23 protein-coding genes are annotated in these 26,500 nt (G+C 71.9%); 9 read left to right on the top strand and 14 right to left on the bottom strand.

Going from position 1 to position 26,500, the window contains the following annotated elements:
* The first annotated feature begins 10 nt into the window (after positions 1-10).
* Positions 11-1,459, top strand: a complete 1,449-nt coding sequence (locus FOF52_RS20020) for an FtsW/RodA/SpoVE family cell cycle protein (RefSeq protein ID WP_248591437.1) — start codon at positions 11-13, stop codon at positions 1,457-1,459.
* On the opposite strand, the gene FOF52_RS20015 is transcribed toward FOF52_RS20020, so the two are convergent.
* The gene (locus FOF52_RS20015; protein WP_248591436.1) at positions 1,401-2,144 is read right to left on the bottom strand and encodes a MazG family protein; all 744 of its coding nucleotides are present in this window, start codon (positions 2,142-2,144) and stop codon (positions 1,401-1,403) included. The two genes, FOF52_RS20020 and FOF52_RS20015, sit on opposite strands and share 59 nt — an antisense overlap.
* 44 nt (positions 2,145-2,188) lie before the next feature.
* Complete coding sequence (gene cysC / locus FOF52_RS20010; protein WP_248591435.1) at positions 2,189-3,673, bottom strand: adenylyl-sulfate kinase; 1,485 nt, start codon at positions 3,671-3,673, stop codon at positions 2,189-2,191.
* A gap of 316 nt (positions 3,674-3,989) precedes the next feature.
* On the opposite strand from cysC, the gene mfd reads away from it, so the two are divergent.
* Positions 3,990-7,574: a transcription-repair coupling factor gene (mfd, locus tag FOF52_RS20005; protein ID WP_248591434.1), complete on the top strand. Its 3,585-nt coding sequence runs from the start codon at positions 3,990-3,992 to the stop codon at positions 7,572-7,574.
* 122 nt (positions 7,575-7,696) lie between these two features.
* Entirely contained in the window at positions 7,697-8,005 is a 309-nt protein-coding gene (locus tag FOF52_RS20000; protein ID WP_248591433.1) for a hypothetical protein, read from the top strand.
* A gap of 65 nt (positions 8,006-8,070) precedes the next feature.
* On the opposite strand, the gene FOF52_RS19995 is transcribed toward FOF52_RS20000, so the two are convergent.
* Both FOF52_RS19995 and FOF52_RS19990 read right to left on the bottom strand, forming a co-directional pair.
* Positions 8,071-9,255: a globin domain-containing protein gene (locus FOF52_RS19995; protein ID WP_248591432.1), complete on the bottom strand. Its 1,185-nt coding sequence runs from the start codon at positions 9,253-9,255 to the stop codon at positions 8,071-8,073.
* A gap of 124 nt (positions 9,256-9,379) precedes the next feature.
* On the bottom strand, positions 9,380-9,832 hold the full coding sequence (locus FOF52_RS19990; protein WP_248591431.1) for an RrF2 family transcriptional regulator: 453 nt from the start codon (positions 9,830-9,832) through the stop codon (positions 9,380-9,382).
* Between the two features lie 120 nt (positions 9,833-9,952).
* Here FOF52_RS19990 and FOF52_RS19985 point away from each other — a divergent pair, with 120 nt between their 5' ends.
* Entirely contained in the window at positions 9,953-10,417 is a 465-nt protein-coding gene (locus FOF52_RS19985; protein ID WP_248591430.1) for a hypothetical protein, read from the top strand.
* A 15-nt stretch (positions 10,418-10,432) separates the two neighbouring features.
* On the opposite strand, the gene cysN is transcribed toward FOF52_RS19985, so the two are convergent.
* From cysN to FOF52_RS19945, 8 genes are all read right to left on the bottom strand, one after another.
* Positions 10,433-11,701 carry a sulfate adenylyltransferase subunit CysN gene (gene cysN / locus FOF52_RS19980; protein WP_248591429.1) on the bottom strand — a complete coding sequence of 423 codons (1,269 nt, stop codon included), beginning with the start codon at positions 11,699-11,701 and terminating at the stop codon, positions 10,433-10,435.
* Between the two features lie 57 nt (positions 11,702-11,758).
* Positions 11,759-12,688, bottom strand: coding sequence for a sulfate adenylyltransferase subunit CysD (gene cysD, locus FOF52_RS19975; protein ID WP_248591428.1), 930 nt, complete (start codon positions 12,686-12,688; stop codon positions 11,759-11,761).
* A 46-nt stretch (positions 12,689-12,734) separates the two neighbouring features.
* Entirely contained in the window at positions 12,735-13,526 is a 792-nt protein-coding gene (locus tag FOF52_RS19970; RefSeq protein WP_248591427.1) for a 3'(2'),5'-bisphosphate nucleotidase CysQ, read from the bottom strand.
* A 148-nt stretch (positions 13,527-13,674) separates the two neighbouring features.
* On the bottom strand, positions 13,675-14,253 hold the full coding sequence (gene pth, locus FOF52_RS19965) for an aminoacyl-tRNA hydrolase (RefSeq protein ID WP_248591426.1): 579 nt from the start codon (positions 14,251-14,253) through the stop codon (positions 13,675-13,677).
* 110 nt (positions 14,254-14,363) lie between these two features.
* On the bottom strand, positions 14,364-14,948 hold the full coding sequence (locus tag FOF52_RS19960; RefSeq protein WP_248591425.1) for a 50S ribosomal protein L25/general stress protein Ctc: 585 nt from the start codon (positions 14,946-14,948) through the stop codon (positions 14,364-14,366).
* 263 nt (positions 14,949-15,211) lie between these two features.
* A complete protein-coding gene (locus FOF52_RS19955; RefSeq protein WP_282573756.1) occupies positions 15,212-16,180 on the bottom strand; it encodes a ribose-phosphate diphosphokinase in 969 nt (322 codons plus the stop codon).
* Between the two features lie 81 nt (positions 16,181-16,261).
* Positions 16,262-17,716, bottom strand: a complete 1,455-nt coding sequence (glmU, locus tag FOF52_RS19950) for a bifunctional UDP-N-acetylglucosamine diphosphorylase/glucosamine-1-phosphate N-acetyltransferase GlmU (RefSeq protein ID WP_248591423.1) — start codon at positions 17,714-17,716, stop codon at positions 16,262-16,264.
* Between the two features lie 558 nt (positions 17,717-18,274).
* Complete coding sequence (locus FOF52_RS19945) at positions 18,275-19,234, bottom strand: hypothetical protein (protein WP_248591422.1); 960 nt, start codon at positions 19,232-19,234, stop codon at positions 18,275-18,277.
* 378 nt (positions 19,235-19,612) lie between these two features.
* Here FOF52_RS19945 and FOF52_RS19940 point away from each other — a divergent pair, with 378 nt between their 5' ends.
* The 4 genes from FOF52_RS19940 to FOF52_RS19925 all read left to right on the top strand — a co-directional run bounded on the left by FOF52_RS19940 (position 19,613) and on the right by FOF52_RS19925 (position 22,854).
* The gene (locus tag FOF52_RS19940) at positions 19,613-20,563 is read left to right on the top strand and encodes an acyl-CoA desaturase (RefSeq protein ID WP_248591421.1); all 951 of its coding nucleotides are present in this window, start codon (positions 19,613-19,615) and stop codon (positions 20,561-20,563) included.
* Positions 20,564-20,577: 14 nt separating this feature from the next.
* Positions 20,578-21,237 (top strand): TetR/AcrR family transcriptional regulator, encoded by a 660-nt coding sequence (locus FOF52_RS19935; protein WP_248591420.1) that lies wholly within the window; start codon positions 20,578-20,580, stop codon positions 21,235-21,237.
* 51 nt (positions 21,238-21,288) lie between these two features.
* A complete protein-coding gene (locus tag FOF52_RS19930; RefSeq protein ID WP_248591419.1) occupies positions 21,289-21,783 on the top strand; it encodes a MarR family winged helix-turn-helix transcriptional regulator in 495 nt (164 codons plus the stop codon).
* A 177-nt stretch (positions 21,784-21,960) separates the two neighbouring features.
* Entirely contained in the window at positions 21,961-22,854 is an 894-nt protein-coding gene (locus FOF52_RS19925; protein WP_248591418.1) for an SGNH/GDSL hydrolase family protein, read from the top strand.
* A 78-nt stretch (positions 22,855-22,932) separates the two neighbouring features.
* Here FOF52_RS19925 and FOF52_RS19920 read toward each other — a convergent pair whose 3' ends face one another.
* On the bottom strand, positions 22,933-24,711 hold the full coding sequence (locus FOF52_RS19920) for an ABC-F family ATP-binding cassette domain-containing protein (RefSeq protein ID WP_248591417.1): 1,779 nt from the start codon (positions 24,709-24,711) through the stop codon (positions 22,933-22,935).
* A 141-nt stretch (positions 24,712-24,852) separates the two neighbouring features.
* Here FOF52_RS19920 and soxR point away from each other — a divergent pair, with 141 nt between their 5' ends.
* On the top strand, positions 24,853-25,314 hold the full coding sequence (gene soxR, locus FOF52_RS19915; RefSeq protein WP_248591416.1) for a redox-sensitive transcriptional activator SoxR: 462 nt from the start codon (positions 24,853-24,855) through the stop codon (positions 25,312-25,314).
* 30 nt (positions 25,315-25,344) lie between these two features.
* On the opposite strand, the gene FOF52_RS19910 is transcribed toward soxR, so the two are convergent.
* Complete coding sequence (locus FOF52_RS19910) at positions 25,345-26,268, bottom strand: 4-(cytidine 5'-diphospho)-2-C-methyl-D-erythritol kinase (protein ID WP_248591415.1); 924 nt, start codon at positions 26,266-26,268, stop codon at positions 25,345-25,347.
* Positions 26,269-26,500 lie beyond the last annotated feature (232 nt).

The raw sequence follows: 26,500 nt of genomic DNA, 5'->3' as shown, positions 1-26,500 counted from the left end.
GAGGCGGGACATGACCGACGAGACCACGCCCCGCCACGGGCGGCGGCGCAACACCGAACTCGCCATGCTCACCGTGGCGCTCGCGGCCTTCGTCACCGGCCTCTGCCTGACCGGGTTGCAACTGCACGGACACGTCCCCGGCGTGCTGTGGCCGTTCACCGCCGTCCTCGGCGGCGGCGCCCTCGCCGTGCACACGGCGCTGCGCTTCCTCGCCCCCTGGGCCGACCCGCTGTTCCTGCCGGCGGCGGTCCTGCTCAACGGGATCGGCCTCACCCTCATCTGGGGCCTGAACGCCGAAACCGACGGCCCCGCCACCATCGCGCTGCGGCAGCTCCTGTGGACCGGCCTGGGCCTGCTCACCTGCCTGGCCACGCTGCTGCTGGTCCGCCGCCCCCAGCGCCTGCAGCGCCACCCCTACGTGATGGCGCTGGCCGGACTGGCCCTGCTCGCCGCGCCCATGCTGCCCGTCATCGGCCTGGACCAGTACGGCGCACGCCGCTGGCTGTCGTTCGGCGAGTTCACCGTGCAGCCCTCGGAGTTCGCCAAGATCCCGCTGGTGCTCTTCCTCGCCGCCTACCTCGGCAGGAAACGGGACGCCCTGTCCCTGGCCGCCACCCAGATCACGGTACGCGGCGTCAAGGTCTTCAGCGTGCCGCGGATGCGCGACATGGGGCCGATGACCGCGGCGTGGGGCGTCGCCATCCTCATCCTCGTCGGCACCCGGGACCTCGGCACCTCGCTGCTGCTGTTCACCCTGTTCCTGGCGATGCTCTACACCGCCACCCAGCGCAAGTCCTGGGTCGGTATCGGCCTGGCCATGTTCCTCGTCGGGGCCTACGCCGCCCACCTGCTCTTCTGGCACGTCCGCCAGCGCGTGACGATCTGGCTGCACGCCTTCTCCCCCGACGTCTACCACTCCCCGCAGGGCAGCGGGCAGGTGGTGGAGGGACTGTTCGCGCTCGCCGACGGCGGACTGCTCGGCATCGGCTTCGGCGAGGGCCGCGCCGCCACCCTGTTCGCCGCCGACAGCGACCTGATCATGGTGTCGCTGGGCGAGAAGTTCGGCCTGGCCGGGGTGACCGCGGTCCTGGTGACGACCCTGCTGCTGGTGGAGCGCGCCTTCCGGGCCGCCCTGGCCGCACGCGAGACCTTCGTCAAGCTGATGACCACCGGCCTGGCCTTCCTCTGGGCCTTCCAGGTGTTCGTCGTGGTGGGCGGGGTCACCCTGCTGATCCCGCTGAGCGGCATGACCACGCCGCTGCTGGCCCTCGGCGGCTCCTCACTGGTCACCAGCTGGATCACGGTCGGCCTGTGGCTCCGGGTCAGCAGCGAGGTCCGCCGCGCCGCCGTCCCGGTCGACCGGGACGGCGCGGCCACCGTGGAGCTGCCGCGCACCGCGGTCAGCGAGGCGCGCGACCGCGCTCTCGCCGCCAGTAGGAACGCCACTGCTCCGGAGTGAGCTGCCGCGGGTCCAGCCCGTCGGCGCGGGCCGCCTCCTCCACGGCGCGCACCGCGGCGTCGAACCGGCGGGCCGCGGCGCGCAGGTCCAGTTCCGGGTCGCGGGAGCCGCGCCGCTCGCGGGCCACCGCCGCGAACAGCTCCCCGCCGGGACCGCCGTCGTCGTCGATCAGGTCCTCCGGCACCCCGTTGCGGGCGGCGCGCTTCTGCAGCTCGTAGGCGAGCAGCGCGGCGGGCTGCGCGAACGGCACCCCCGCCAGCACCGACACGTCGGCCCGCTCCCCCCTGGCCTCCCGCTCGGCGGCCTTGATGGCCTCCCAGTTGGCCCGGACCTCGTCGGCGCCGGCCACCTCCGTGTCGGAGAACACGTGCGGGTGGCGGCGCACCAGCTTGTCGATGATGGCGTCGGCCACGTCGTCGATGGTGAAGCCGTCCGCGCCGCGCTCGGCGGCCACCCGGGCGTGGAACACCACCTGGAGCAGGACGTCGCCCAGCTCCTCGGCGAGGGTGCCCCAGTCCTCGCGCTCGATGGCCTCCAGCGTCTCGTAGGCCTCCTCGACGAGGTACTTGGCGAGCGACTGGTGGGTCTGCTCGGCGTCCCACGGGCACTCGCGCCGCAGCGTGTCCATGACCTCCACCAGCGCGACCAGCCGATGCCCGGGGGGAGTGCCGTTGTGCTCGCTCATACCCCCATTGTGGGGCACGCCCCGCGCTCCGCCGACCGGCCGGTTCAGCGCGGCAGCCAGCCGCCGTCGCGCAGCGCCGCCACCACCCGCGCCACCGACTCCGCCTCGCTCTCCGCCGAGGTGTCGATGACCAGGTCGGCGTCCCCGGGCGCCTCGTACGGGTCGGAGACCCCGGTGAACTCGGGGATCTGCCCGGCGCGCGCCTTGGCGTACAGCCCCTTGCGGTCCCGGGCCTCGCACACCTCGATCGGGGTGGCCACGTACACCAGGAAGAAGTCGCCGGTCTCCTCCGCCATGCGCCGCACCTCGGCGCGGGTCGCCGCGTACGGCGCGATGGGCGCGCACACCGCCACACCGCCGTGCCGGGCGACCTCGGCGGCCACGTACCCGATCCGGCGGATGTTGAGGTCGCGGTCGGCCCGCGAGAACGTCAACCCCGACGACAGCAGGCGGCGCACCACGTCGCCGTCGAGCAGGGTCACCGTGCGTCCGGCCCGGCGGACCTGCTCGGCGACGCCGCGGGCCACCGTGGACTTGCCCGACCCCGACAGCCCGGTGAAGAAGAGGACGAGACCGCGGTCGGTGCGGGCGGGACGCATCCGGGCCAGCTCGGCGGCCACCGGCTCGGGGGTGAGCCAGGCGGGCAGCGGCCCGCCGCGGGCCAGCGCCTCCGCCACCGCGTCGGCGCCCCACTCGGCGCGGGCGTTCCCGGGCGCGACCTCGTCGGCGGGGCACCACCGCCGCCGCGCGGTGTCGTACACCCACTCCCCGAAGGACAGCGCCTTCACCGGGGCGTCCGCCAGGGCCCCGGCCCCGCCCGCCCCCTCCAGTTCCAGCAGGACGTGGGTGGCGCCGTAGGCGGCGGCGACGTGCGCGGCGAGCAGGCCGCGCCGCTCCGCCGGCCAGGCGGGAGCGCCGTCGGCCGCCGCGGTCGGCAGGGTGACGGCCGCGAACCGGGTGCCCCGGGGCAGCAGCTCCCGGGCCGCCAGCACCGCGGGCGCCGCCCCCTCGGCGTCCAGCGGCACGTCCACCAGGACCAGCAGGTCGGCCTCGCCCAGCCCGGCCAGCGCGGCGCGGACCTGGGCGAGCGCGCGGTGGTGCAGCGGCCGGTCGGTGACCACGGCCAGCAGCGGCCGCCGCTCGTCGCGCGCGGACCGCACCCGCTCGACGGGCAACCGCAGGGAACGCAGCGAGCCGTACACGGGCGCGGCCGCCGGACGGACCGGCCCGGCCAGGCGGACCGTCCCGTCCCGGTGGGCCTCGGTGACCGTCAGCTCCGCCAGCGGCGCGCCCTCGGGGTCGGCCAGCACCACCTCGCGGGCGTCGGCCGGCGCGTCGGGAGCGGTCAGCACGACCGGCACCGGCCACGGCGCCCTCGCCGGGGGCGGCCCCGGCCGGTCCAGCCGGTCCGCCTCCTCGCGCGTCATGAACCCCGGCAGCGGACAGACCCCGGCCAGCAGCAGCTCCAGGTGGGCCAGCCCCTGCGGCCCCGGAGTGAGGACGGCGCGTCCTCCGGTCGGGTGGGTCATCGCGGCTCCCTCGTCGAACGGACTTCCCGCCCAAGAGTAGGGGCGGCGCGGGCCCGCCGGGGGCTCGCCCCGGGCCCCGGGGGCGGCGGCAGGCCCGGGATTTCCCGCGGGTCCCGGGAACACCGCGGCCGTCCGCGACGTTTCCCCCTGGGTGGGCCTCTCCGGCGTCCGCCGTCGACCCCGTCCACAGGTCCGCCGATTTCTGATGCGGCCGCCGCGGCGCCCCGCGTAGGCTGTATCGGGGAACACCGACTCCGCCTCCGTCCCGCGCCCGCTGCTCGGCGGGTGTCCGCCGTCACACGCCCCACCTGGTGATATGAGCCTCAATGGACTTCTCTCCGTCGTCACCGGCGACCCGGCCCTGAACCGCGCGATCGAGACCGCCCGCAGCGGCCACGATCCCCACCTCGACCTCGTCGCACCTCCGGCGGTGCGCCCCCTCGTCGTGGCCGGACTCGCCGCCGACGCCCCCGTGGGCGCGCAGCGCCCCGTCCTGGCCGTCACCGCCACGGAGCGCGAGGCCGCCGACCTCAGCAGCGCCCTGGGGTCGCTGCTGCCCGCCGATTCGGTGGCCCTGTTCCCCGCGTGGGAGACCCTGCCGCACGAACGCCTGTCCCCCCGCTCCGACACCGTGGGCCAGCGCCTGGCGGTCCTGCGCCGTCTGGCCCACCCCGATCCCTCCGACCCGCTCACCGCCCCGCTGCGGGTGGTGGTCGCCCCCGTGCGCGCCGTCCTGCAGCCGCTGGTGGCCGGTCTCGGCGACCTCAAGCCGGTACGGGTGCGCGCGGGCGACTCCGTGGAACTGGACGAGGTCGTCCAGGCCCTGGTCGACGCCGGCTACGCGCGCGTCGACCTGGTGGAGAAGCGCGGCGACATCGCGGTGCGCGGCGGCATCCTCGACGTGTTCCCGCCCACCGAGGAGCACCCGCTGCGCCTGGAGTTCTGGGGCGACTCCGTGGAGGAGATCCGCTACTTCCAGGTCGCCGACCAGCGTTCCATCAGCAAGCCCGGCCACGTCGGCGGCACCGCCGAGGCGGGCCTGTTCGCGCCGCCCTGCCGGGAGCTGCTGCTCACCGACACCGTGCGGGAACGCGCCCGCGCCCTGGCCGCCGAGCACCCGGCGCTCGCCGAGGTCCTGAACAAGATCGCCGACGGTGTGGCGGTGGAGGGCATGGAGGCGTTCGCCCCGGCGCTCTGCGACCGCATGGAGCTGCTGCTCGACCTGCTGCCCGAGGGCACCCACATCGTGGGCTGCGACCCCGAACGCATCCGCACCCGCGCCGAGGAGCTGGTCGCCACCAGCCAGGAGTTCCTCGACGCGTCCTGGATCAACGCGGCCTCCGGCGGTGAGGCCCCCATCGACCTGGGCGGCTCCGCCTACCAGTCGATCGCCGAACTGCGGTCGCGCGCCCACGAACTTGGACTGCCGTGGTGGACCGTCACCCCCTTCGACCCGGGCGCCCCCGCCGACGCCGAGGAGGACGACTCCGTCCTGCTCGGTGCGGCGGCCGCGGACGCCTACCGGGGCGACACCGAACGCGCGATCGCCGACGTCAAGTCCTGGCTGCACGAGGGGTGGCGGGTGGTGCTGCTCACCCCCGGCCAGGGACCGGCCGAACGGCTGGCGTCCATGCTGCGCGACGCGGGCCTGGGCACGCAGCTGCGCGAGTCCTTGCCCGAGCCGCCCGACCCCGCCGTGGCGACGGTCACCACCGGGCTGATCGAGCACGGGTTCGTGTGGCGGTCGGTGCGCACGGTGGTGCTCACCGAGACCGACCTGGTCGGGCAGCGCTCCTCCACCCGGGACATGCGGCGGATGCCGAGCCGCCGCCGCGGCGTCGACCCGCTCCAGCTCAAACCGGGCGACTACGTGGTGCACGAGCAGCACGGCATCGGCCGCTACATCGAACTGGTCAGCCGCAGCGTCCAGGGCGCCACCCGCGAGTACCTGGTCATCGAGTACGCGCCGTCCAAGCGCGGCCAGCCCGGCGACCGCCTGTTCGTGCCCACCGACCAGCTCGACGAGGTCACCCGCTACGTCGGCGGCGACTCCCCCACCCTGTCGAAGATGGGCGGCGCCGAGTGGACCAAGGCCAAGAACCGGGCGCGCAAGGTCGTCCGCGAGATCGCCGGCGACCTGATCCGGCTGTACTCGGCGCGCCAGGCCTCCCCGGGCCACGCGTTCTCCCCGGACACCCCCTGGCAGCGGGAGCTGGAGGACGCCTTCCCCTACGTGGAGACGCCCGACCAGCTCGCCGCGATCGAGGAGGTCAAGCGCGACATGGAGAAGCCGGTACCGATGGACCGGCTGATCTGCGGCGACGTCGGCTACGGCAAGACCGAGGTCGCGGTGCGCGCGGCGTTCAAGGCGGTGCAGGACGGCAAGCAGGTGGCGGTGCTGGTGCCCACCACCCTGCTGGTCCAGCAGCACCTGTCCACGTTCACCGAGCGCTACGCCTCCTTCCCGGTGACGGTCCGCCCGATGTCGCGGTTCCAGACCGACGCCGAGATCGAGCAGACCCGCGAGGGCATGCGCACCGGCGAGGTCGACGTGGTCATCGGCACGCACCGGCTGCTCTCCCCGGAGACCCGGTTCAAGAACCTGGGCCTGGTGATCATCGACGAGGAGCAGCGCTTCGGCGTCGAGCACAAGGAGTCCCTGAAGCGGCTGCGCACCCAGGTGGACGTGCTGGCCATGTCGGCCACCCCGATCCCGCGCACCCTGGAGATGGGGTTGACCGGCATCCGCGAGATGACCACGATCCTCACCCCGCCCGAGGAGCGGCACCCGGTCCTCACCTTCGTCGGCCCCTACGACGAGAAGCAGATCGCCGCCGCCATCCGGCGGGAGCTGATGCGTGAGGGCCAGGTGTTCTTCGTGCACAACCGGGTCGCCTCGATCGACCGGGTCGCCGCCACGGTGAGCCGCCTGGTGCCCGAGGCGCGGGTGGCCTACGCCCACGGCCAGATGAACGAGAACCAGCTCGAACGGGTGATGGTCGACTTCTGGGAGAAGAACTTCGACGTCCTGGTGTCCACCACGATCGTGGAGTCCGGGCTGGACGTGCCCAACGCCAACACCCTGATCGTGGACCGCGCCGACACCTACGGCCTGTCCCAGCTGCACCAGTTGCGCGGCCGGGTGGGCCGCGGCCGGGAGCGCGCCTACGCCTACTTCCTGTACCCGCCGGACAAGCCGCTCACCGAGACCGCGCACGAGCGGCTGGCCACGGTCGCCCAGCACACCGAGACCGGCGCGGGCATGTACGTGGCGATGAAGGACCTGGAGATCCGCGGCGCGGGCAACATCCTGGGCACCGAGCAGTCCGGCAGCATCGCGGGCGTCGGCTTCGACCTGTACGTGCGCATGGTCGGCGAGGCGGTGCGCGAGCTGAAAGGCGGCCAGGAGGCGGCCGAGGAGGTCGAGACCAAGGTCGAGCTGCCCATCGACGCCCGCATCCCGCACGACTACGTGCCGGGGGAGCGGCTGCGGCTGGAGGCCTACCGCAGGATCGCCGAGGTCGCGGGGGAGGACGACATCGCCGCGGTGCGGGAGGAGCTCCTCGACCGCTACGGCGAGCTGCCGCAGCCGGTGGACAACCTGCTGGCGGTGGCGCGGTTCCGGGTGCTGGCCCGCAGCGCCGGGCTGACCGACGTGGTCCTGCAGGGCAGCCAGATCCGGTTCGCCCCGGTGGAGCTGCGCGAGTCGCAGCAGCTGCGGCTGCGGCGGCTCTACCCCAAGGCGGTGTTGAAGAACACCACCCGCACCCTGCTGGTCCCGGTGCCCAAGGCCGGCGGGATCAGCGGCAAGCAGTTGCGCGACCGGGAGCTGCTGAAGTGGTGCGCCGAGCTGGTGGAGGCGGTCTTCGAGCCGGGGCGCCGGCCGCGTCCGCGGGAGTGACCGCCCCCGGCCACCGACTTCCCATTTCTACCGTCGGTCCGCCTCCCTACACTCGTCCCGACAGTTCGGACGCGGCGTCGCGGACGGGAACGTTCCACGCCGCACCAAGGTGAGGACGACCGATGGAAATCCTGTGGACGGTCCTGGAGTTCCTGGGGGCGATTCTGGGGGGTGTCGCGTTCCTGGCGGCCCTCTTCGCCGCTCTCGTCGTCGCGGCTCTCCTCGGCCTGCTCTTCGTGCTGACGAGGGGGACGGTACGGCGCGGCCGCCGGAGCGGCCGCCGCGCCTCCGGCGGTACCGGCCGCACGACCAACAGGGTCGCGGGGTCCTGGGACGGCTCCGGCGGAGAGTGGGGCCTCCTCCACCGGGGCGGCGACGACAACGGCCACAGCGGCGGTGACAGCGGTGGCGACGGGGGCGGCGGGGACTGAGCCCCGCCCGCGCCGACCGGGCGGCCGGCGCGGGCTCGGGGCGGCCCGGAAAGCCGCGGCCGGCGTCAGTCCTGCGGCAGCCACAGGTCGGGGCCGAACACCTCGTAGTGGATGTCCCTGGCGGCCACGCCCGCGGTCAGGAACTGGGCGCGGACGTGGCGCATGAAGGGCAGCGGTCCGCACAGGTAGACCTCGGCGTCGGCGGGGATCTCCAGGCCGCCCAGGTCCATCTGCCCGGCCAGGCCGCCCTCGCCCTCCTCGTACCAGACGACCTGCTGCGCGTTCGGGAGCGCGGCGACCAGTTCGGAGGTCTCCTTCCACAGCGCGTGGACGGCACGGGAGCGGTCGGCGTGCAGGGCCAGCACCCGGCGGGTCGCGCCGGTGGCGGCGAGGTGGTGCAGCATGCCGACGACGGGGGTGCAGCCGATGCCCGCCGTGGCGAACACGAGCGGACGGTCGCCGTCGGACAGGACCACGTCGCCGAAGGGCGCGGAGACGGTGAGCGTGTCGCCCACCCGGGTGTCCGTGTGCAGCAGGGTGGACATCTCCCCCTCGGGGGCGTTCTCCGTCGCGCGGACCCGCTTGACAGTGATCCGCCGGGTGTGCGCGTCCCCGCCGGAGACGGAGTACTGGCGGATCTGGTGGATGCCGTCGGGCATGCGCATACGGACGCTGACGTACTGGCCGGGGCGGAGCGCGGGCAGGGGGTCGCCGTCGCTGGGCCGCAGGACGAACGAGACCACGTCGGGGGTCTCCGCACGGCGGTCCACGACGGTCCACTCCCGCCAGGTGCGGCCGTCCGCGACGCCCTTCTCCGCGTAGAGTCGCGCCTCCATCGCGATCAGCGCGCCTCCCATCAACCAGTACACCTCGTCCCAGGCGGCGACGACCTCGGGGGTGGCGGCCTCGCCGAGGACGTCGGCGATCGCGCCGAACAGGTACTTGTGCACGATGACGTACTGGTCGTCGGTGACCGCGAGGGAGGCGTGCTTGTGCGCGATCCGCGACAGCAGCGCGTCGGGGCGTTCATCGGGGTGGTCGAGCAGCGCTGCGGCGAATCCCGCGATGGATCCGGCGAGCGCCCGGCGCTGCTCCCCGTTGGCCTGGTTCGCCCGGTTGAACAGGCCGTCGAGGAGTTCGGGGCGGTCGGCGAACATCGTCGTGTAGAAGCGCGCGGTGATCTCGTCGAGGTGGGCTCCGACCACCGGCAGCGTGGCGCGGACGATCTCGGCGGACTGGGTTGACAGCATGCGCCCTCCAAGGGGTCGGGGAGCCGGAACGCCCCCTTAATTTGCATCTGAGATGCATATTAAAGAGCGCCTCACACCGTCCCCCTTTGCCCCCCACCTAGCTACAAAGTACTGTTTTCGCAGGTCAAGAGCTGTTTTGCGAACTTTCGGGCGGTTGCAGCGCCACCAGGACCGGGCCTGTGGGACTCGCCACAAGCGACTCGACGGTCACCTCGTCCAGAGCGGCGAAGAACGCCTCCTGCGCCCGACGCAGCTCCCAACGCAGCCGACAGGCCGCCCGCAGCGGACACGGCGGATCGTCCTCGCAGGCCACGACGTCGCCACCGCCCTCCAGCTCCCGGACGATCGAGCCGACCCTCGCCGCACGCCCCGCCTGCGTGAGCCGCAGCCCGCCGCCACGCCCCCGCCGCGCCTCCACCAGCCCCATCTCGCTCAGCCGCGCCACCACCTTGGCGGCGTGCGTGTAGGGGACGGCCAGCATCCCGGCCACCGAACGCGTGGTGAGCACCTCCTCGTCGGCGACGGCCAGACGCATCACGATGCGCAGCGACAGATCGGTGAAGGCGGTCAGACGCATGCCACCACGGTATGCGCTCCACCGGCACGCCCCGGAAGCACGGCGATCACAACCCCATCACCAGCACATCGACACTCGAAGTCACAGATGAATCACTATGAGTTATGCCATGATGGGGTCATGACCGCTTCACCTGTCCTCCTCGTCGCCACCAACGGCGGACACCCCGCCCAACTGTGGCCTCCGCGTCCCTGGTGGCACGTGCACGAACGGTTCTGGGTCACCCTGCGCACCGCCGACCTCGCCGCCCGGGAGCCCTCCGCCCCGCTCCCCCTGTCGCGCCGCCCCGCCCTCCGCCGCCTCACCGCCCTGCTCGACAACACCCTCACGGCGGTCCGCGTGTTCACCCGCCACCGGCCCGCCGTGGTCGTCTCCACCGGCGCGCGGGACACCCTGCCGTTCCTCCTGCTCGCCCGCCTCCTGAGGGTGCCCACCCTCCCCGTCGAGGTCCACGACCGGGTCACCACCCCGACCCGCACCGCACTGCTGTGCCGCCCCTCGACCGAGCCCTCCCCTCTGGGCCGTCTCCGCCGCAGACACGGCAGCGCCGCGACAGGGCCCCGCAGGACCCCGTCACGGCGCTGAGAACGGCGGGGGTCGTCACTCCGTCCGGAGGACCATGCCCGCACCCACCGTGGCGTTGGTGCCCTCGTCGATGAGGATGAACCCGCCGGTCAACCGGTTGCGCTGGTACTCGTCCACGAAGAGCGGCTGGGTGACCCGCAACGACACCCGGCCGATCTCGTTCAGCGACAGGGCCTCCGCCGACTCGTCCCGGTGCAGCGTGTTGACGTCCAGCCGGTACAGCAGGTCCCGCACCATGACCTTGGCGGTACGCGTGGTGTGCTTGACCAGCAGCTTCGTCCGCGGCGTGAGGGTACGGCCCTCCGCCATCCAGCACACCATCGCGTCCAGGTCCTGCGTGACGCTCGGCCGGTTGTGCGGGCGGCAGATCATGTCCCCGCGCGAGATGTCGATGTCGTCCTCCAGCAGCAGCGTCACCGACATCGGCGCGAACGCCTCGGCCACGTCCCCGTCCGCGGTGACGATCCGCCGGATCCGGGTGGTCAGCCCCGACGGAAGGTGCACCACCTCGTCCCCCGGCTTGAGCACCCCGCCCGCGACCTGACCGGCGTACCCCCGGTAGTCGTGCAGGTCCGGGTCGTCGGCCCGGTGCGGCCGGACCACGTACTGCACCGGGAACCGCACGTCGATCAGATTGCGGTCGGAGGCGATGTGCACGTGCTCCAGGTGGTGCAGCAGCGACGGGCCGTCGTACCACGGCATGTTCAGCGACCGCTCCACCACGTTGTCGCCGTGCAGCGCCGAGATCGGGATGAACGTCAGGTCCGGGATGTCCAGCTTGGTGGCGAACGCGGTGAACTCCGCCTTGATCTCCTCGAAACGCTCCTCGGAGTAGTCCACCAGGTCCATCTTGTTCACCGCGAGCACCAGGTGCGGTACCTGCAGCAACGTGGCCAGGAAGGCGTGCCGGCGGCTCTGCTCCTGCAGGCCCCTGCGGGCGTCCACCAGGATCACCGCCAGGTCCGCGGTGGAGGCGCCCGTGACCATGTTGCGGGTGTACTGCAGGTGCCCGGGCGTGTCGGCGATGATGAAGGTCCGCCGCGGGGTCGCGAAGTACCGGTAGGCCACGTCGATCGTGATGCCCTGCTCGCGTTCGGCCCGCAGGCCGTCGGTGAGCAGCGCCAGGTTGGCCTGTTCCTCCCCGCGGGAGCGGCTGGTGCGCTCCACCGCGTCGAACTGGTCCTCGAAGATGGACTTGGAGTCGTACAGCAGTCGGCCGATCAGGGTGCTCTTGCCGTCGTCGACGGAACCGGCCGTGGCGAACCGCAGAATGTCAGTACTCATGGTCAGTGGTCCAAGTGCGTAGGCGCGGATGGGTGAAGTGGGAGGGCGCACAACCGGCTAGAAGTAGCCCTCGCGCTTGCGCTCCTCCATGGCGGCCTCGCTGCTGCGGTCGTCGGCGCGGGTCTGGCCGCGCTCGGTGATCCGCGTCGCCGCGATCTCGGCGATCACCTCGTCGAGCTCGGTCGCCGTGGAGAGCACCGCGCCGGTGCACGTCATGTCGCCCACCGTGCGGTACCGGACGGAGGCCTCGAAGACCTCCTCGTCCTCGTCTCGTGTGACGTAGGGGCTGTCGGGCAGCAGGATGCCGTCACGCTCGAACACCCGGCGCCGGTGCGCGAAGTAGATGGAGGGCAGTTCCAACTCCTCGCGGCGGATGTAGTGCCACACGTCCAGCTCGGTCCAGTTGGACAGCGGGAACACCCGGATGTTCTCCCCCCGGTTGACCCGGGTGTTGTAGAGGTTCCACAGCTCCGGACGCTGGTTCTTGGGGTCCCACTGGCCAAACTCGTCGCGGAACGAGAACACCCGCTCCTTGGCGCGTGCCTTCTCCTCGTCGCGCCGCGCCCCGCCGAACGCCGCGTCGAAGCTGTGCTCCTCGATCGCCTCCAGCAGCGCCGCGGTCTGCAACCGGTTGCGGCTGGCCCACCGGCCGGTGGGCTCCACCACCTTCCCCGCGTCGATCTGCTCCTGGACCGAGGCCACCACCAGCCGCACCCCCAGCTCGGCCACCCGCTTGTCGCGGAACTCGATGACCTCGGGGAAGTTGTGCCCGGTGTCCACATGCATCACGGGGAACGGGATGGGTGCGGGCCAGAACGCCTTCTCGGCGAGCCGGAGCATGACCACGGAGTCCTTGCCGCCCGAGAAGAGCAGCACCGGACGCTCGAACTCGGCCGCGACCTCCCGCATGATGAAGATCGCCTCGGCCTCAAGGAAGTCGAGTTGCGAAAGCTGGTACCGTCCGACGGTGTCGCTGACCTGACTCATGAAACCCGCCTCGTGCTCGCTGCGTCCGCCGAGCCGAGGCGCGGCCTCAGGCTCCGGCGTGGGGACCCGCGTTGTCCAGATCCGCTACGTTGCGGATACTGGCCAACAACATACTCGACAACTCCGGTCGACATACTAGGATATCCGGCAGGTAGGGGTCCGGCCGGTTGTAGGCCAACGCACTCCCGTCGATCCGGGACGTGTGCAGGCCGGAGGCCCGCGCCACGGCCACCGGGGCCGCACTGTCCCACTCGTACTGGCCGCCCGCGTGGATGTAGATGTCGGCGATCCCCAACAGCACCGAACAGATCTTCGCGCCCGCCGACCCCATCGGAACCAGCTCGGCACCCAACCGGTTCGCCAGCCGCCGCACGAACTCCGGCGGCCGCGTCCGGCTCGTGGTGATCCGCAACCGCTGCTCCGCGGGACGCTCCTCCGGCAGCCACGGCGGATCCACCGTCGACAGCGTGCTCCCCTGCGCGGGCAGCGACACCGCCCCCGCGACCAGCTCCCCGTTCTCCCACAGCGCCACGTGCACCGCCCAGTCCACCCGGCCGGCCTCGGCGAACTCGCGGGTGCCGTCCAACGGGTCGATGATCCACACCCGGCGCGCGCCCAGCCGCCGGGGGTCGTCCGCCCCCTCCTCCGACAGCACCACGTCACTGGGCCGCAACCGTCCCAGCGCGGAGAAGAGGAACTCGTGCGACACCCGGTCCCCCAGGGTGCGCAGCACCTCCGGCTCGTCGAATCCGTTGCGCTCCCGCAGCCGCAGCAGCTGCTGCCCCGCCTCGAACGCCAGGTCACGCGCCACTTCGTGATCGTTTCTGATGGTGCTCACCAGGTTCAGTACGCTCCCGTCCCGGACCCCGGACCGTCACGTCCGGCATCACCCACCCGGACCACCACCAGTCTGGCACGCCCCGCGCCCCGGAGCGGCGACTCGCCCCCGAAACCCCGCGCCGCGGCCCCCGCCGCTCCCGCTCCGCTCAGGCCGCCGTGTGGTAGACCAGCTGGGCCTTCTCCAACCCCGCCGTCACCACCGTCTCCACCGCATCGGCCGCCCGCGCCACGTGCACGTCCAGCTCCCTGCGCTCCACCGTGGAGAAGTCCCGCAGCACGAACGAGGCCGCGTCCATCCGCCCCGGTGGACGGCCGATGCCCACCCGCACCCGCACGTAGTCCGGAGAGTCCAGCGACGCCGTGACCGACCGCAGCCCGTTGTGCCCGGCCGACCCCCCGCCCCGCTTCAGCTTCAGCGAGGCGAACGGAATGTCCAACTCGTCGTGGACCACCACGACCCGCTCCACCGGGACCTTGTAGAAGGAGCACAGGTTCGCCACCGGCCCCCCCGACAGGTTCATGTACGACCTCGGTTTGGCCAGCACCACCGGCACGTTCCCCAGGCGCGTCTCCACCACCTCGGCGTGCGCCTTGTGCGACCGCCAGCGCTCGCCCCGCTGCGCGGCCAACTCGTCCACCACCATGAAACCCACGTTGTGGCGGTTGCCCGCGTACTTGGGCCCCGGGTTGCCCAATCCGACGACCAGCCAACGCTCGCCGCTCACCGCACCACTCTCCACCGCTCGCGTGTCAGGCCCCGCAGACGCGGACGCGCGGCCTCCCCACAACCGGGTGAGAAGACCGCGCACCACCACAGAAACCTTCCGGCATCGCCCTACTCGGCAGCCTCACCCTCCGCCTCCTCGGCGGCGGCCTCCGGAGCGGCCTCGGCGACCACGGACATGACGATCATGTCCGCGTCCATGGCCAGCTCGACCCCCTCGGGAAGCTTCAGGTCGCCGGCGGTGATGTTGGTGCCGACCGGAAGCCCGGCCACGTCCACCTCGATCCCCTCGGGGATGCGGGTGGCCTCGGCTCGCACCTCAGCCTGCGCCATCTCCAGGTTGAGCACCCCGCCATGACCGACGTCGCCCTTCACCAGCAGCGGGACCTCGACCACGACCTTCTCGCCCTTCTGCACGGCCAGCAGGTCCACGTGTTCCAGGAAACCCTTGATCGCGTCGCGCTGCACACTCTTGGGCAGCACGAGGCTGGCGCTCTCCTCGACCCCCTCCAGACGCAGCAGCACGTTCGGGGTCTTCAGAGCGAGCATCAGGTCGTGACCCGGCAGGTTGAGGTGGAGAGGGGCGGAGCCGTGGCCGTAGAGGACGGCCGGCACCTTGCCCGCGCGACGGGCGCGGCGCGCGGCGCCCTTACCGAACTCGGTGCGCGGCTCGGCAGCGATACGTACCTCGGACACGACGAAACTCCTTGGTGGATCATCCCCCGCAGTGACGGGGAGACACGGCTTCTACGGAAAACAGCCCCGCTCCATACCAGCGGGAAACCCCCACACACGCGGGGAACACACGATCTCGCCGTGCCACTGCCACAGCGGCCCGCGCGAGCACGGAGATCGCCCCGCACACGCGGGGAAGCTCATAGCAGTCTAACGGTTCACCCGGCACCTCGCGCACAGCAGGCCGGTCAGCGGAGCGCGCACCCGCCGACCGGCCGCGCACGTCACTCGAACAGGCTCGTCACCGAACCGTCGCTGAACACCTCGTTGACCGCCCTGGCCAGCAGCGGCGCGATCGACAGCTGGGTCAGCTTGTCGAACTGCCGGTCCTTGGGCACGGGCAGCGAGTTGGTGATGACCACCTCGGTGATCCGCGAGTCACGCAGCCGGTCCACCGCGGGCCCCGACAGCACCCCGTGCGTCGCGGCCGCGATCACCTTGGCCGCGCCCTGCTCGAACAGGGCGTCCGCCGCCTTGACGATGGTGCCCGCCGTGTCGATCATGTCGTCCACCAGGATGCAGGTGCGGCCCCGCACCTCACCGACGACCTCGTGCACCCGCACCTCGTTCGCCACGTCCGGGTCGCGCCGCTTGTGGATGATCGCCAGCGGGGTGCCCAGCCGGTCCGCCCACCGGTCCGCCGTCCGCACCCGGCCCGAGTCCGGGGACACCACGGTCGCGTTGGCCAGGTCCACGTTGGCCGCCACGTAGTCGGCGAGGAGGGGAAGCGCGAACAGGTGGTCCACCGGACCGTCGAAGAACCCCTGGATCTGGTCGGTGTGCAGGTCCACCGCCATCAGCCGGTCCGCCCCGGCCGCCTTGAACAGGTCCGTGATCAGCCGGGCCGAGATCGGCTCCCGGCCGCGGTGCTTCTTGTCCTGGCGCGCGTAGCCGAAGAACGGCGTGACCACGGTGATGCGCTTGGCCGAAGCCCGCTTCAGCGCGTCCACCATGATCAACTGCTCCATGATGGACTTGTTGATCGGGTCGGAGTGGCACTGGATGACGAAGGCGTCGCTGCCCCGGACCGACTCCAGGTAACGGACGAAGATCTCCCCGTTGGCGAAATCCTGGAACCTGGTGGGAACCACCTCGATACCCAGCTCCGCCGCGACCTCCGCCGCGAGGTCGGGGTGGGTACGTCCCGAGAAGAGCATCAGTTTTTTCTGACCCGCGGCTTTCATGCCGGTCACGTTAACATCCCCCATAGTTCCGGTCGTTCTCTCTTCGCCTGCCCGGGAGCCCGTCCGGTGCCAGGCGTGTCAGAGCCGTGCTCACCGGTCCTCCTCCGAGCGGGCCCGGGCCTGCGCCGCGGCCTCCGCGGCAGGGGTGCCCGGACGTTTGCGTTCCACCCAGCCCTCGATGGTGCGCTGGGCCCCCGCCGAGACGGCCAGCGCCCCCGGCGGTACGTCCTCACGGACCACGGTCCCCGCGCCCGTGTAGGCGCCGTCGCCGACCCGCACCGGAGCCACGAACATGTTGTCGCTGCCGGTCCGCGCGTGGTCGCCGATCACGGTGCGGTGCTTGCGCACGCCGTCGTAGTTGACGAACACCGAGGAGGCCCCGATGTTGACCCCCCGGCCGATGTCGGCGTCGCCCACGTAGGTCAGGTGCGGCACCTTGGAGCCCTCGCCCACCGCCGAGTTCTTCACCTCGACGAAGGTGCCGATCTTCACACCGCGGTCCAGCCGCGCGCCGGGACGCAGGTAGGCGTAGGGGCCCACGGTGGCCTCCGGGCCGATCACCGCCTCGCGGGCGACCGTGTGCGAGACCACGGCGTCCTCGCCCACCTCGGTGTCGTACAGCACCGTGGAGGGGCCCACCTGCGCGCCCTCGCCGACGACGGTGCGCCCCTGCAGCTGGGTCTGCGGTTCGAGCACCGCGTCCCGCCCCACCTGGACGTCGACGTCCACCCAGGTGGAGGCCGGGTCGACCACGGTGACGCCGTCGCGCATGAGCTGCTCCAGCAGCCGGGCGTTGAGCAGCCGCCGCGCCTCGGCGAGCTGCACCCGGTCGTTGACGCCCTCGACCTCGGAGCGGTCGGCGGCGGTGTGCGCGCCCACCCGGTGGCCGTCGCCGCGCAGCAGGGCCACCGCGTCGGTGATGTACTCCTCGCCCTTGGCGTTGTCCGCCGAGAGCCGGTGCACCACCTGCGACAGCAGCGCCCCGTCGAAGGCGTACATCCCGGAGTTGATCTCGTCGACCGCGCGCTGCTCCTCGGTGGCGTCGGCGTGCTCGACGATCGCGGTGAAGGCGCCGTCGGCGTCGCGCACCACCCGGCCGTACCCCGTGGGGTCGGGCACGCGGGCCGACAGGACGGTGACGGCGTTGCCCTCCTCCTCGTGGGCGGCGACCAGGCCGCGCAGCGTCCGGCCCCGCAGCAGCGGAGTGTCGCCGCAGGTCAGAACGACTGTTCCGGAGAGCTCCACGCCCTGGGCGCGCAGCGCCTCGACCGCCATGCGCACGGCGTGGCCGGTGCCCTTCTGCTCCTCCTGGACCGCGGTGACGGCGTCCGGGGCGATGCTCTTGAGATGCTCGGTCACCTGTTCGCGGGCATGGCCGACGACCACGACGGTGCGCTCCGGGTCGAGTTCGGCGGCGGCTGCGAGGACGTGGCCCAGCAGGCTCCGGCCGCAGATCTCGTGGAGGACCTTGGGGTGCCTGGACTTCATACGGGTGCCCTCGCCCGCCGCGAGGACGATGACGGCAGCTGGACGGCTCGCGCTCACTGGCGGCGACTCCTCACGTCGCTGGCGGATGAACCGGGAATCGGGTGTTGTGCGTGCGCATACGCGGCGGTCGGCGGCCCCGTGCACGACACGCGGTGTCGGCGAAACGGTGGAACGGGGACCCACTCAGGGCATGCGGAACTCACGTCCTGGACCGACACAGGCAGCATACATCCGGGTCGGGAGGTGTCCTGGGGCGGCTCGGCGGGTGGGTCGCGAAAGCGGGAACGGCGCGGGCAGCACGGCCGGGGAACGGGGGGCCGAGCCCTTGGGGAGCCGCACCCGACGTCCGGTTGATGAGGTTTCCCACTGGGGGTGTTCTCGCCGGTCGGTGGAGGTGCTCCCGGACCAGGACTCGAACCTGGACGATGGGGACCAAAACCCCACATGCTGCCAATTACATCATCCGGGAATAAAGCGGACATCTTGCCTGTCGGCTGGAGTCCGTCGACACTCTCGTCCGCCCAGGGACCAAGATAACCCTTCCCCGAACCCTAAGGCATCCTGATAAGTCTTCCAGTCCTCAGCCCGCCCCGGCCCCCTCCGCCCGGTCGGCGGTCAGGACGGCCCCTGAGCTGCGCCGTCCCACCCTCCGACCTCCTGCTCCTCCGCGGCGGCGCTGACCCGCCTGGCCGTCTCGGCCGCTCCGATCATGGCTCCCATGGCCAGCCCCTGGACACACCGGTAGAGACCCGCGCTCTTCCGCGCGTAGACGACCAGGCATCCCCGGTAGGACGCCCCCTTCCTCCTCCGCACCGTCTTCGGGTTGTGCTTCTTCAACGAGGTCTTCCTGAACCGGTCCGGCGGAACACCGACCGTCTTCGCCCAGAAGCGGACCGCCCCCTCGACGCCGGCGCTCTCGTGGATGCTCACCCGGAAGGTCAGGCGGTCGGTCCCCCAACCGAGGAGTTCGAGGAAGCGCAGGAACAGGCGGATCAGGTCAGGGTCACTGTTGATGAGAACCACCGAAGCGCGGCGGTTCCACGGCTTGGTCTTCGCCCCCTCCGCCCAGTAGACCATCGCCCCCGCGATGAGCAGCTCACGGTCCGTCAACTCTCCGACCTGTCGGGCCGCGGCGACGACCTCTGCCCGACGCTCCTCGGCTCCACGGCGCTGGTGGGCCGCCCAACGGTTGGCGCAGTGGTCCTCCCACTCCTCCTGGGTCATGTTCCGCTCCTTCGGCACCGGCCCGGGGTGGGGCCTCTCCGGTTTCGGCAGGTCGCGCAGCCAGAGGGACAGGCTGCTCTTGGAGACCCGCAGTTCTCGGGCGATCGCGTCGTAGCTCCAGCCCTGTACGCGCAGGTCGCGGGCCTGGGCGCGCAGGTCGGGCCGGGCCCGGTGGGCGAGGTTGGGATGGCGGGGCTCGACGTGGCCGTGGAGGAGCTGGGTGAGCTTCCAGCTGCTCAGGCCCAGTTCGGCGCGGATGTCGGGGTTGCTCCACCCCCGCGCGCGCAGGTCGAGCGCGCGGGTGCGGAGGGAGTCGTCACCGTCGGTGTCGGGAGGCCTGTTCCGTGTCATGCGTCCAGCCTGGCGGGGGCCCGCGGGACGTCACCAGACCTTCCCCGGTTGTCCACAGGTGCAGTTCGTGCAGGTAAGCACCTTCTGTCGCCGAAGTGACACTTTTGTCCACATCTTCCCCGGTGGAGCGGGGTAGCGGAGGCGCATCGAGAATCACCGTCCCCCGCCTCTTGCCAAACCTACGACCCCGTAGGTTACGGTTACGTAGGTATAGGTTGTCCGACCGCCGGTGGTCGGACGGGCGTCACACCTGTCCGCCCGTCCGGCCTCTTGACCAGGATTCGCCTGGTGAGGTGGGGTGCGGCCACCCGCGAGGAGCGGAGTGGCCGTCCGGGGGCTCCCTTCCAATCCGTACGGCCGTCCAGAACGGGGTGGGCAATGTCCGCGACATCCGAGAGAATCCAGACACGACGGGCTCCCGAGCCGGAGATCCTGGAGGAGAAGCGCTCCAGAACCGAGCGCTACACCGTCTTCACCTTCGTGTTCGTGCCACTGCTGGCGGTCGCCGCCGCAGTGCCCTTCGCCTGGGGCTGGGGGCTGACCTGGCTCGACATCGCCATCGGCGCGGTCTTCTACCTGGTCGGCGGGCTGGGCATCACGGTGGGCTACCACCGCCTGTTCACGCACGGCTCGTTCCGGGCCAACCGGCCGCTGAAGATCGCCCTGGCGATCGCCGGCTCCATGGCGATCGAGGGCGGAGTCATCAAGTGGGTGGCCGACCACCGCCGCCACCACAAGTACTCCGACCACGAGGGCGACCCGCACTCGCCGTGGCGGTTCGGCGACGACTGGCGCTCGGTGGCCAAGGGCATGGTCTACGCGCACATGGGCTGGCTGTTCCTGGACGAGCAGAAGACCTCGCCCAAGCGGTTCGCCCCGGACCTGCTCAAGGACCGGGACCTGGTCCGCATCGACCGGTACTTCTGGGTGTTCGTGCTCGCCTCGCTGCTCATCCCGCCGGTGATCGGCGGTCTGGTGACCATGTCGTGGTGGGGCGCGTTCACCGCGTTCTTCTGGGCGAGCCTGGTGCGGGTCGCGGTGCTGCACCACGTCACCTGGTCGGTCAACTCGATCTGCCACACCATCGGCGAGGAGAACTTCGCGGTGCGCGACCGCTCCCGCAACGTGTGGTGGCTGGCGATCCCGTCCTTCGGGGAGTCCTGGCACAACCTGCACCACGCCGACCCGACCTGCGCGCGGCACGGGGTGCTCAAGGGGCAGATCGACATCTCCGCCCGGACCATCTGGGTCTTCGAGAAGCTGGGGTGGGCCACCAAGGTGCGCTGGCCCGACCCGGAGCGGCTGGCTGCCAAACGTGTTGCGGCCTGACCGGATCGGTCATCATGGAAGCCGTGAGCGAACAGAATTCCAGAACCCGCAAAAAGCAGCGCATGACCGGCAAGGAGCGCCGGGAACAGCTTCTCGCGATCGGTAGGGAACTGTTCGCCGAACGCGGCTTCGCCGCCACGTCGGTGGAGGAGATCGCGGCGCGTGCCGGGGTCTCCAAACCGGTGGTGTACGAGCACTTCGGGGGCAAGGAGGGGGTCTACGCGGTCGTGGTGGACCGCGAGATGCAGTGCCTGCTCGGCCTGGTCAGCGACGCGCTGGTGGAGGGCAGCCCGCGGCAGAAGCTGGAGGGGGCCGCCCTGGCGCTGCTGCGGTACGTGGAGGAGCACAGCGAGGGGTTCCGGATTCTGGCGCGCGACTCGCACGCGGCGTCGGGGACGGGCAGTTTCGCGAGTCTGATCAGCGACATCGCCACACAGGTGGAGCACGTGCTGGCGGAGGAGTTCCGCGCGCGCGGCTACGACCCGAAACTGGCCCCGTTGTACGCGCAGGCACTGGTGGGCATGGTCGCGTTGACCGGCCAGTGGTGGCTGGAGGTGCGCCGTCCCAAGCGGGAGGTGGTGGCGGCGCACCTGGTGAACCTGGCGTGGAACGGTCTGTCCCGGCTGGACGCCAAGCCGCGGGTGGATGTGGCGCGGTCGCGTCGGCGGGAGTGACGGGGCCCCGCGACCGCTGATTATCTTGATATCAAGAGATATGCTGGGTTCATGCGTGATGAGGTTGACGGTCTGGTCGAGGCGTGGCGCACCGAGCGTCCCGACCTCGACGTGGAGCCGCTTCAGGTGCTGAGCCGGGTCTCCCGGCTGGCCCGACACCTCGACCGCGCGCGCCGTTCGGTGTTCGCCGAGCACGACCTGGAGCCGTGGGAGTTCGACGTCCTCGCCGAGCTGCGCCGTTCGGGCGCGCCGTACGAGCTGAGTCCGGGGCGGCTGCTGCGCGCCACGCTGGTGACCTCGGGGACCATGACCAACCGGATCGACCGGCTGGCCGAGGACGGGCTGGTGCGTCGGCTGCCGGACCCGGCGGACCGGCGCGGGGTGCTGGTCCGGCTCACCGACGAGGGGCGGGAGCGGGTGGACGCGGCCCTGGCGGACCTGCTGCGCTACGAGGAGTCGCTGCTGGGGGTACTGGGGCCGACCGAGCGCGACCGGCTGGCCGCACTGCTGCGGACGGTCCTGGCGCCGCTGGACGAGCCGAACTGACGGCCGCCCGGCGTTTCGGGACAGGGCGTCCGCCACGGCCACAGGCCCCTCACACGTCACGGTAACGGACAGAAGTCGTGATCCGTTGATGACTAGCTTTTTGCGGTCTGTTACCGGCATGCTACGCAGGGGGCTCGCTCAACCGATTCACCTGCGAGAGAAGAGACGTGAGAGACGATGCGCCGGTTTTCTTGGACATGCGCCGCCGCGGTGGCGCTGCTGGCCTCGGCATGCAGTTCGGTCGACGCGGAGACGCAGTACTACCTGTCGCTGGGTGACGGCCTGGCGGTCGGAGCGCAGCCCGACGAGTCGGGCACGCCCGCCGAGACCGAGAAGGGCTACACCGACCTGGTGGCCGCGGCCCTGTCGGACGAGCCCCCGGGGGTGGAGCACGTGAAGCTGGGGTGCGTCGGCGAGGACACCGCCACCTTCGTCGACGGCGGGGCCGAGGGCTGCGACTACGAGGAGGGGTCGCAGCTGGCCGCCGCCGAGGCGTTCCTGGAGGAGAACCGGGACCGGGTGCGGCTGGTGACGGTGAACATCGGCGGCGAGAACCTGTTCGCGTGCGCCCGCGGCGAGGACGGCGCCCTGACGACCGCCATCGACCGGGAGTGTGTGGCCCAGAGCCTGGAGCAGGTGGCGCAGGACGCTCCCGTGATCGCCCAGCGGCTGCGTGCCGCCGCCGGCGAGGACGTCGAGATCGTCGCGGTGACCTCCTACAACCCGCTGCTGGCGATGTACCTGGCGGAGGAGGTGACGGCCGTCGTCGCCGCGGAGGACGACGACGAGCGGACCTACCAGGACACCGCCAACTACACCAACGGCATGCTGGCCGCGATCAACGGCACCCTCACCGACGCCTACAACGCCGAGGGCATCACCGTGGCGAACATGGCCCCGCGGTTCGCCATGGAGGACTTCGAGGAGGGCGAGGACGGGCTTCCGGTCAACACGGACCGCGTGTGCCAGTACACGTGGATGTGCGACACCGAGCGGGGACCCGACGTCCACCTCAACGAGGCCGGGGCGCAGGCGGTCGCCATGGTCGTGGAGGAGGTCCTGCGGGACTGAGCCGCGGCGGTCCGCCCCCTCCGGGGCGTTCCGCCGTGCCGCCCGCGCGGGGATGACGCGGGCGGCACGGCGGAACGGTCACTCTCCCAGCTTCTCCGCCTCGACCAGCCAGGCCTCCTCCAGGTCCGCCTTCTCGGCGGTGAGGGCCTTGAGCTCGGCGTCGAGCTCCGCCAGGCGGGTGTAGTCGTCGGCGGCCTCGGCCATGAGCGCGTGGAGTTCGGTCTCGCGCGCGTCGATCCGGTCGATGCGGCGTTCGATGCGCTGCATCTCCTTCTGCGCGGCCCGGCGTTCGGCCGCCGTCAGCCCTGGGGACTCCTGTCCGGTGCGGGCGGCGTCCCCGGTGGAGCTGTCCCGGGGGACCTCTCCGCCGCCGTCGGCCTCGGCGCGCCGCCGCAGGTACTCGTCCACGCCGCCGGGCAGGTGGCGCAGGGTGCGGTCGCCGAGCAGGGCGAAGACCCGGTCGCAGATGCGCTCCAGGAAGTAGCGGTCGTGGCTGACCACCACCAGCGACCCGGGCCAGCCGTCGAGCAGGTCCTCCAGCTCGGTCAGCGTCTCGATGTCCAGGTCGTTGGTGGGCTCGTCGAGGAGCAGGACGTTCGGCTCCGCCATGAGCAGCCTGAGCAGCTGCAGCCGCCGCCGTTCGCCGCCGGAGAGGTCGCCGACGGGGGTCCACTGGCGTTCTCCCCGGAAGCCGAAGCGCTCCAGCATCTGGCTGGCGGAGTACTCCCGCCTGCCGATGGTGACGTGCTGGCGGACCTCGGTGACCGCCTGCAGCGGCCGGGCCTCGGGGTCCAGTTCCGCGAGGTTCTGCGAGAGGTGGGCGAGGGCGACGGTCTTGCCGTGGCGCACGGTCCCGGCGTCGGGGTCGCGTTCCTTGGCGAGCAGCCGCAGCAGCGTCGTCTTCCCGGAGCCGTTGACGCCCACCAGGCCGATCCGGTCGCCGGGGCCGAGCTGCCAGGTGAGGTGTTCCAGCAGGACGGTGTCCCCGGCGCGGAGGGTGACGTCCTTGACGTCGATGACCGTCTTGCCGAGCCGGGAGCTGGCGAAGCGGACCAGTTCGACGGTGTCGCGGGCGGGCGGCTCGTCGGCGATGAGCGCGTTCGCGGCCTCGATGCGGAACTTGGGCTTGGAGGTGCGGGCGGGCGGTCCGCGGCGCAGCCAGGCGAGTTCCTTGCGCATGAGGTTCTGGCGGCGCTCCTCGGCGGCCCGGGCGAGGCGCTGCCGTTCGGCCTTGGCGAGCACGTAGGCGGCGTAGCCGCCCTCGTAGCGTTCCACCCGGCCGTCCACGACCTCCCAGGTGCGGTGGGTGACCGCGTCGAGGAACCAGCGGTCGTGGGTGACGACGGCGACGGCCTCGCGGCGCCGGTTGAGGTGGTCGGCGAGCCAGGCGATGCCCTCGATGTCGAGGTGGTTGGTGGGTTCGTCCAGGATGATCAGGTCGTGGGTGTCGATGAGCATCCGGGCGAGTCCGGCACGGCGGCGCTCCCCTCCGGACAGGTGGGCCATCCGGGTGTTGAGGTCCCAGCCGGACAGCAGGCCGCGCAGCACGTCGCGGATCCGCGCGTCGCCCGCCCACTCGTGTTCGGCCCGCCCGTCCAGGACGAACCGGCCGACCGTGGTGTCGGGGAAGCTGTCCTGCTGGTGGAGGAAGCCGATCCGCAGTCCGCGGTTGTGGACGACGCGTCCGGAGTCGGGTGGGAGCCGTCCGGCGAGGACGGACACCAGGGTGGACTTGCCGCCGCCGTTGCGGCCCACGATGCCGATCCGGTCCCCCTCGTCGATGCCGAGGGAGACGGAGTCCAACAGGACCAGGGGACCGTAGGCCAGTGTGACGTCTTGGAGGTTGACGAGGTTCATCTCCTCCATTGTCGGGGGTACGGCGGGGTGCGGCGGCCATCCGGGGCCGGACCGTCCGGGAGGGGTGCGCCGCGGTGGCACGGCCGACCGGAACCTCAGGTTAGGTTGAGATCGGCAGACCACCCGAGAGGAGGCTGGAGCATGGCGCACCTTCCGGTCCGGCTCACCATCGGCCAGCTCGCCGAACGCAGCGGGATGTCGCACAGCGCGCTGCGGTTCTACGAGGCGAAGGGGCTGATCCGCGCCGAACGGACCGCGGGCAACCAGCGCCGTTACCACCGCAGCACGCTGCGTCGGCTGGCGTTCATCGCGGCCGCCCAGCGGGTGGGGTTGACGCTCACCCGGATCCAGGAGGCGCTGGCCACGCTTCCCGACGAGCGCACCCCCACCGCCGAGGACTGGGCGCGGCTGTCCCGCGCGTGGCGGGACGAACTGGACACCCGGATCGACGCGCTGCAGCGGCTGCGGGACCGGTTGACGTCGTGCATCGGCTGCGGGTGCCTGTCGCTGCGCTCGTGCGGGCTGCGCAACGGCGACGACGCGCTGGCCACGCTGGGGCCGGGCGCTCCGCTGCTCCGCCCGGCCCGGGAGGGCGGGGTGTGAGCGGCGCCCCCCGCGGGGCGGCGGGGCGGCTCACAGCACGGTGGCGCCGGGGACGGGGCCGTGGGCGGTGACGGTGTCGGCGCACTCGTCGAGGCCGCGCAGGGCGGCGGCGAGCCCGCGGGCGTGCTCCGCGGACCCGGCGAGGAAGGCGCAGGTGGGTCCGGAGCCGGACACGACGGCGCCCAGGGCTCCGGCGGCGCGTCCGGCGTCGAGGACCGAAGCCAGGCCGGGGCGCAGGGACAGGGCCGCCGGTTGCAGGTCGTTGGTGAGCGCCGTGCCGAGCCGGCGGGGGTCTCCGGCGGCGAGCGCGGCCGCCAGGTCGTGGTCCAGGCGGGGTTCGGGGGCGTCCGGGCGCAGCCGGTCGTACTCGGCGAACACCGCCGCGGTGGACAGGCCGCCCTCGGCCAGGGCGAAGACCCAGTGGAACGTGCCGGGGGTCGGCAGCGGGGTCAGGAGCTCGCCTCGTCCGGTGCCGACGGCGGTGTGGCCGAGCAGCGGGAAGGGCACGTCGCTGCCGAGGTCGGCGGCGAGCTCCAGGAGCTGTTCCCGGGGGACGCCGCTGTCCCAGAGCGCGTCGCAGGCCACCAGGGCGGCCGCGGCGTCCGCGCTGCCGCCGGCCATGCCGCCGGCGACGGGGATGGCCTTGCGCAGGTGGATGTGGACCCCGGTGGCCCGCGGGGTGTGCCGGGCCAGCAGGGCGGCCGCGCGCGCCGCGAGGTTGCCCTCGTCGAGGGGGACGCGGGCGAGGTGGTCGGGCCGTTCGCCGTCGGCGCTCAGCACGGCCTGCCCCGGCGGCAGGTCGGTGCGGGCGGAGACGGTGACCTCGTCGAAGAGGGAGACCGCGTGGAAGACGTTGACCAGGCCGTGGTACCCGTCGCCGCGGGCGGGCCCCACCGCGAGTTGCAGGTTCACCTTCGCGGGGACCCGTACGGTGACGGAGGTCGTGGCGTTCACGAATCCTAGATCGTACGGGAAAGCCCGCCTCTGTGATTCTGGGCGTCCAGTATGGGATTCTTGTGTGGGTCACTCGTCGCCCTCGGGACGGTTGATCCGCCAACAGCAGCGATTCTCGTGTCACCGACGTCGCTTGCGTTGCCACATCTGGACCTGACGGTCCGTGTGGGTGGGTATCGGGGGACAAACCTCGCTACCGTTGAGGCCGAGACGGAGTTTGGACACCGTCGGG

Source organism: Thermobifida alba (genome assembly GCF_023208015.1).
Taxonomy (GTDB): domain Bacteria; phylum Actinomycetota; class Actinomycetes; order Streptosporangiales; family Streptosporangiaceae; genus Thermobifida; species Thermobifida alba.
Note: the sequence above shows the minus strand (reverse complement) of the source record. Positions and strands in the feature narration are given on the sequence as shown.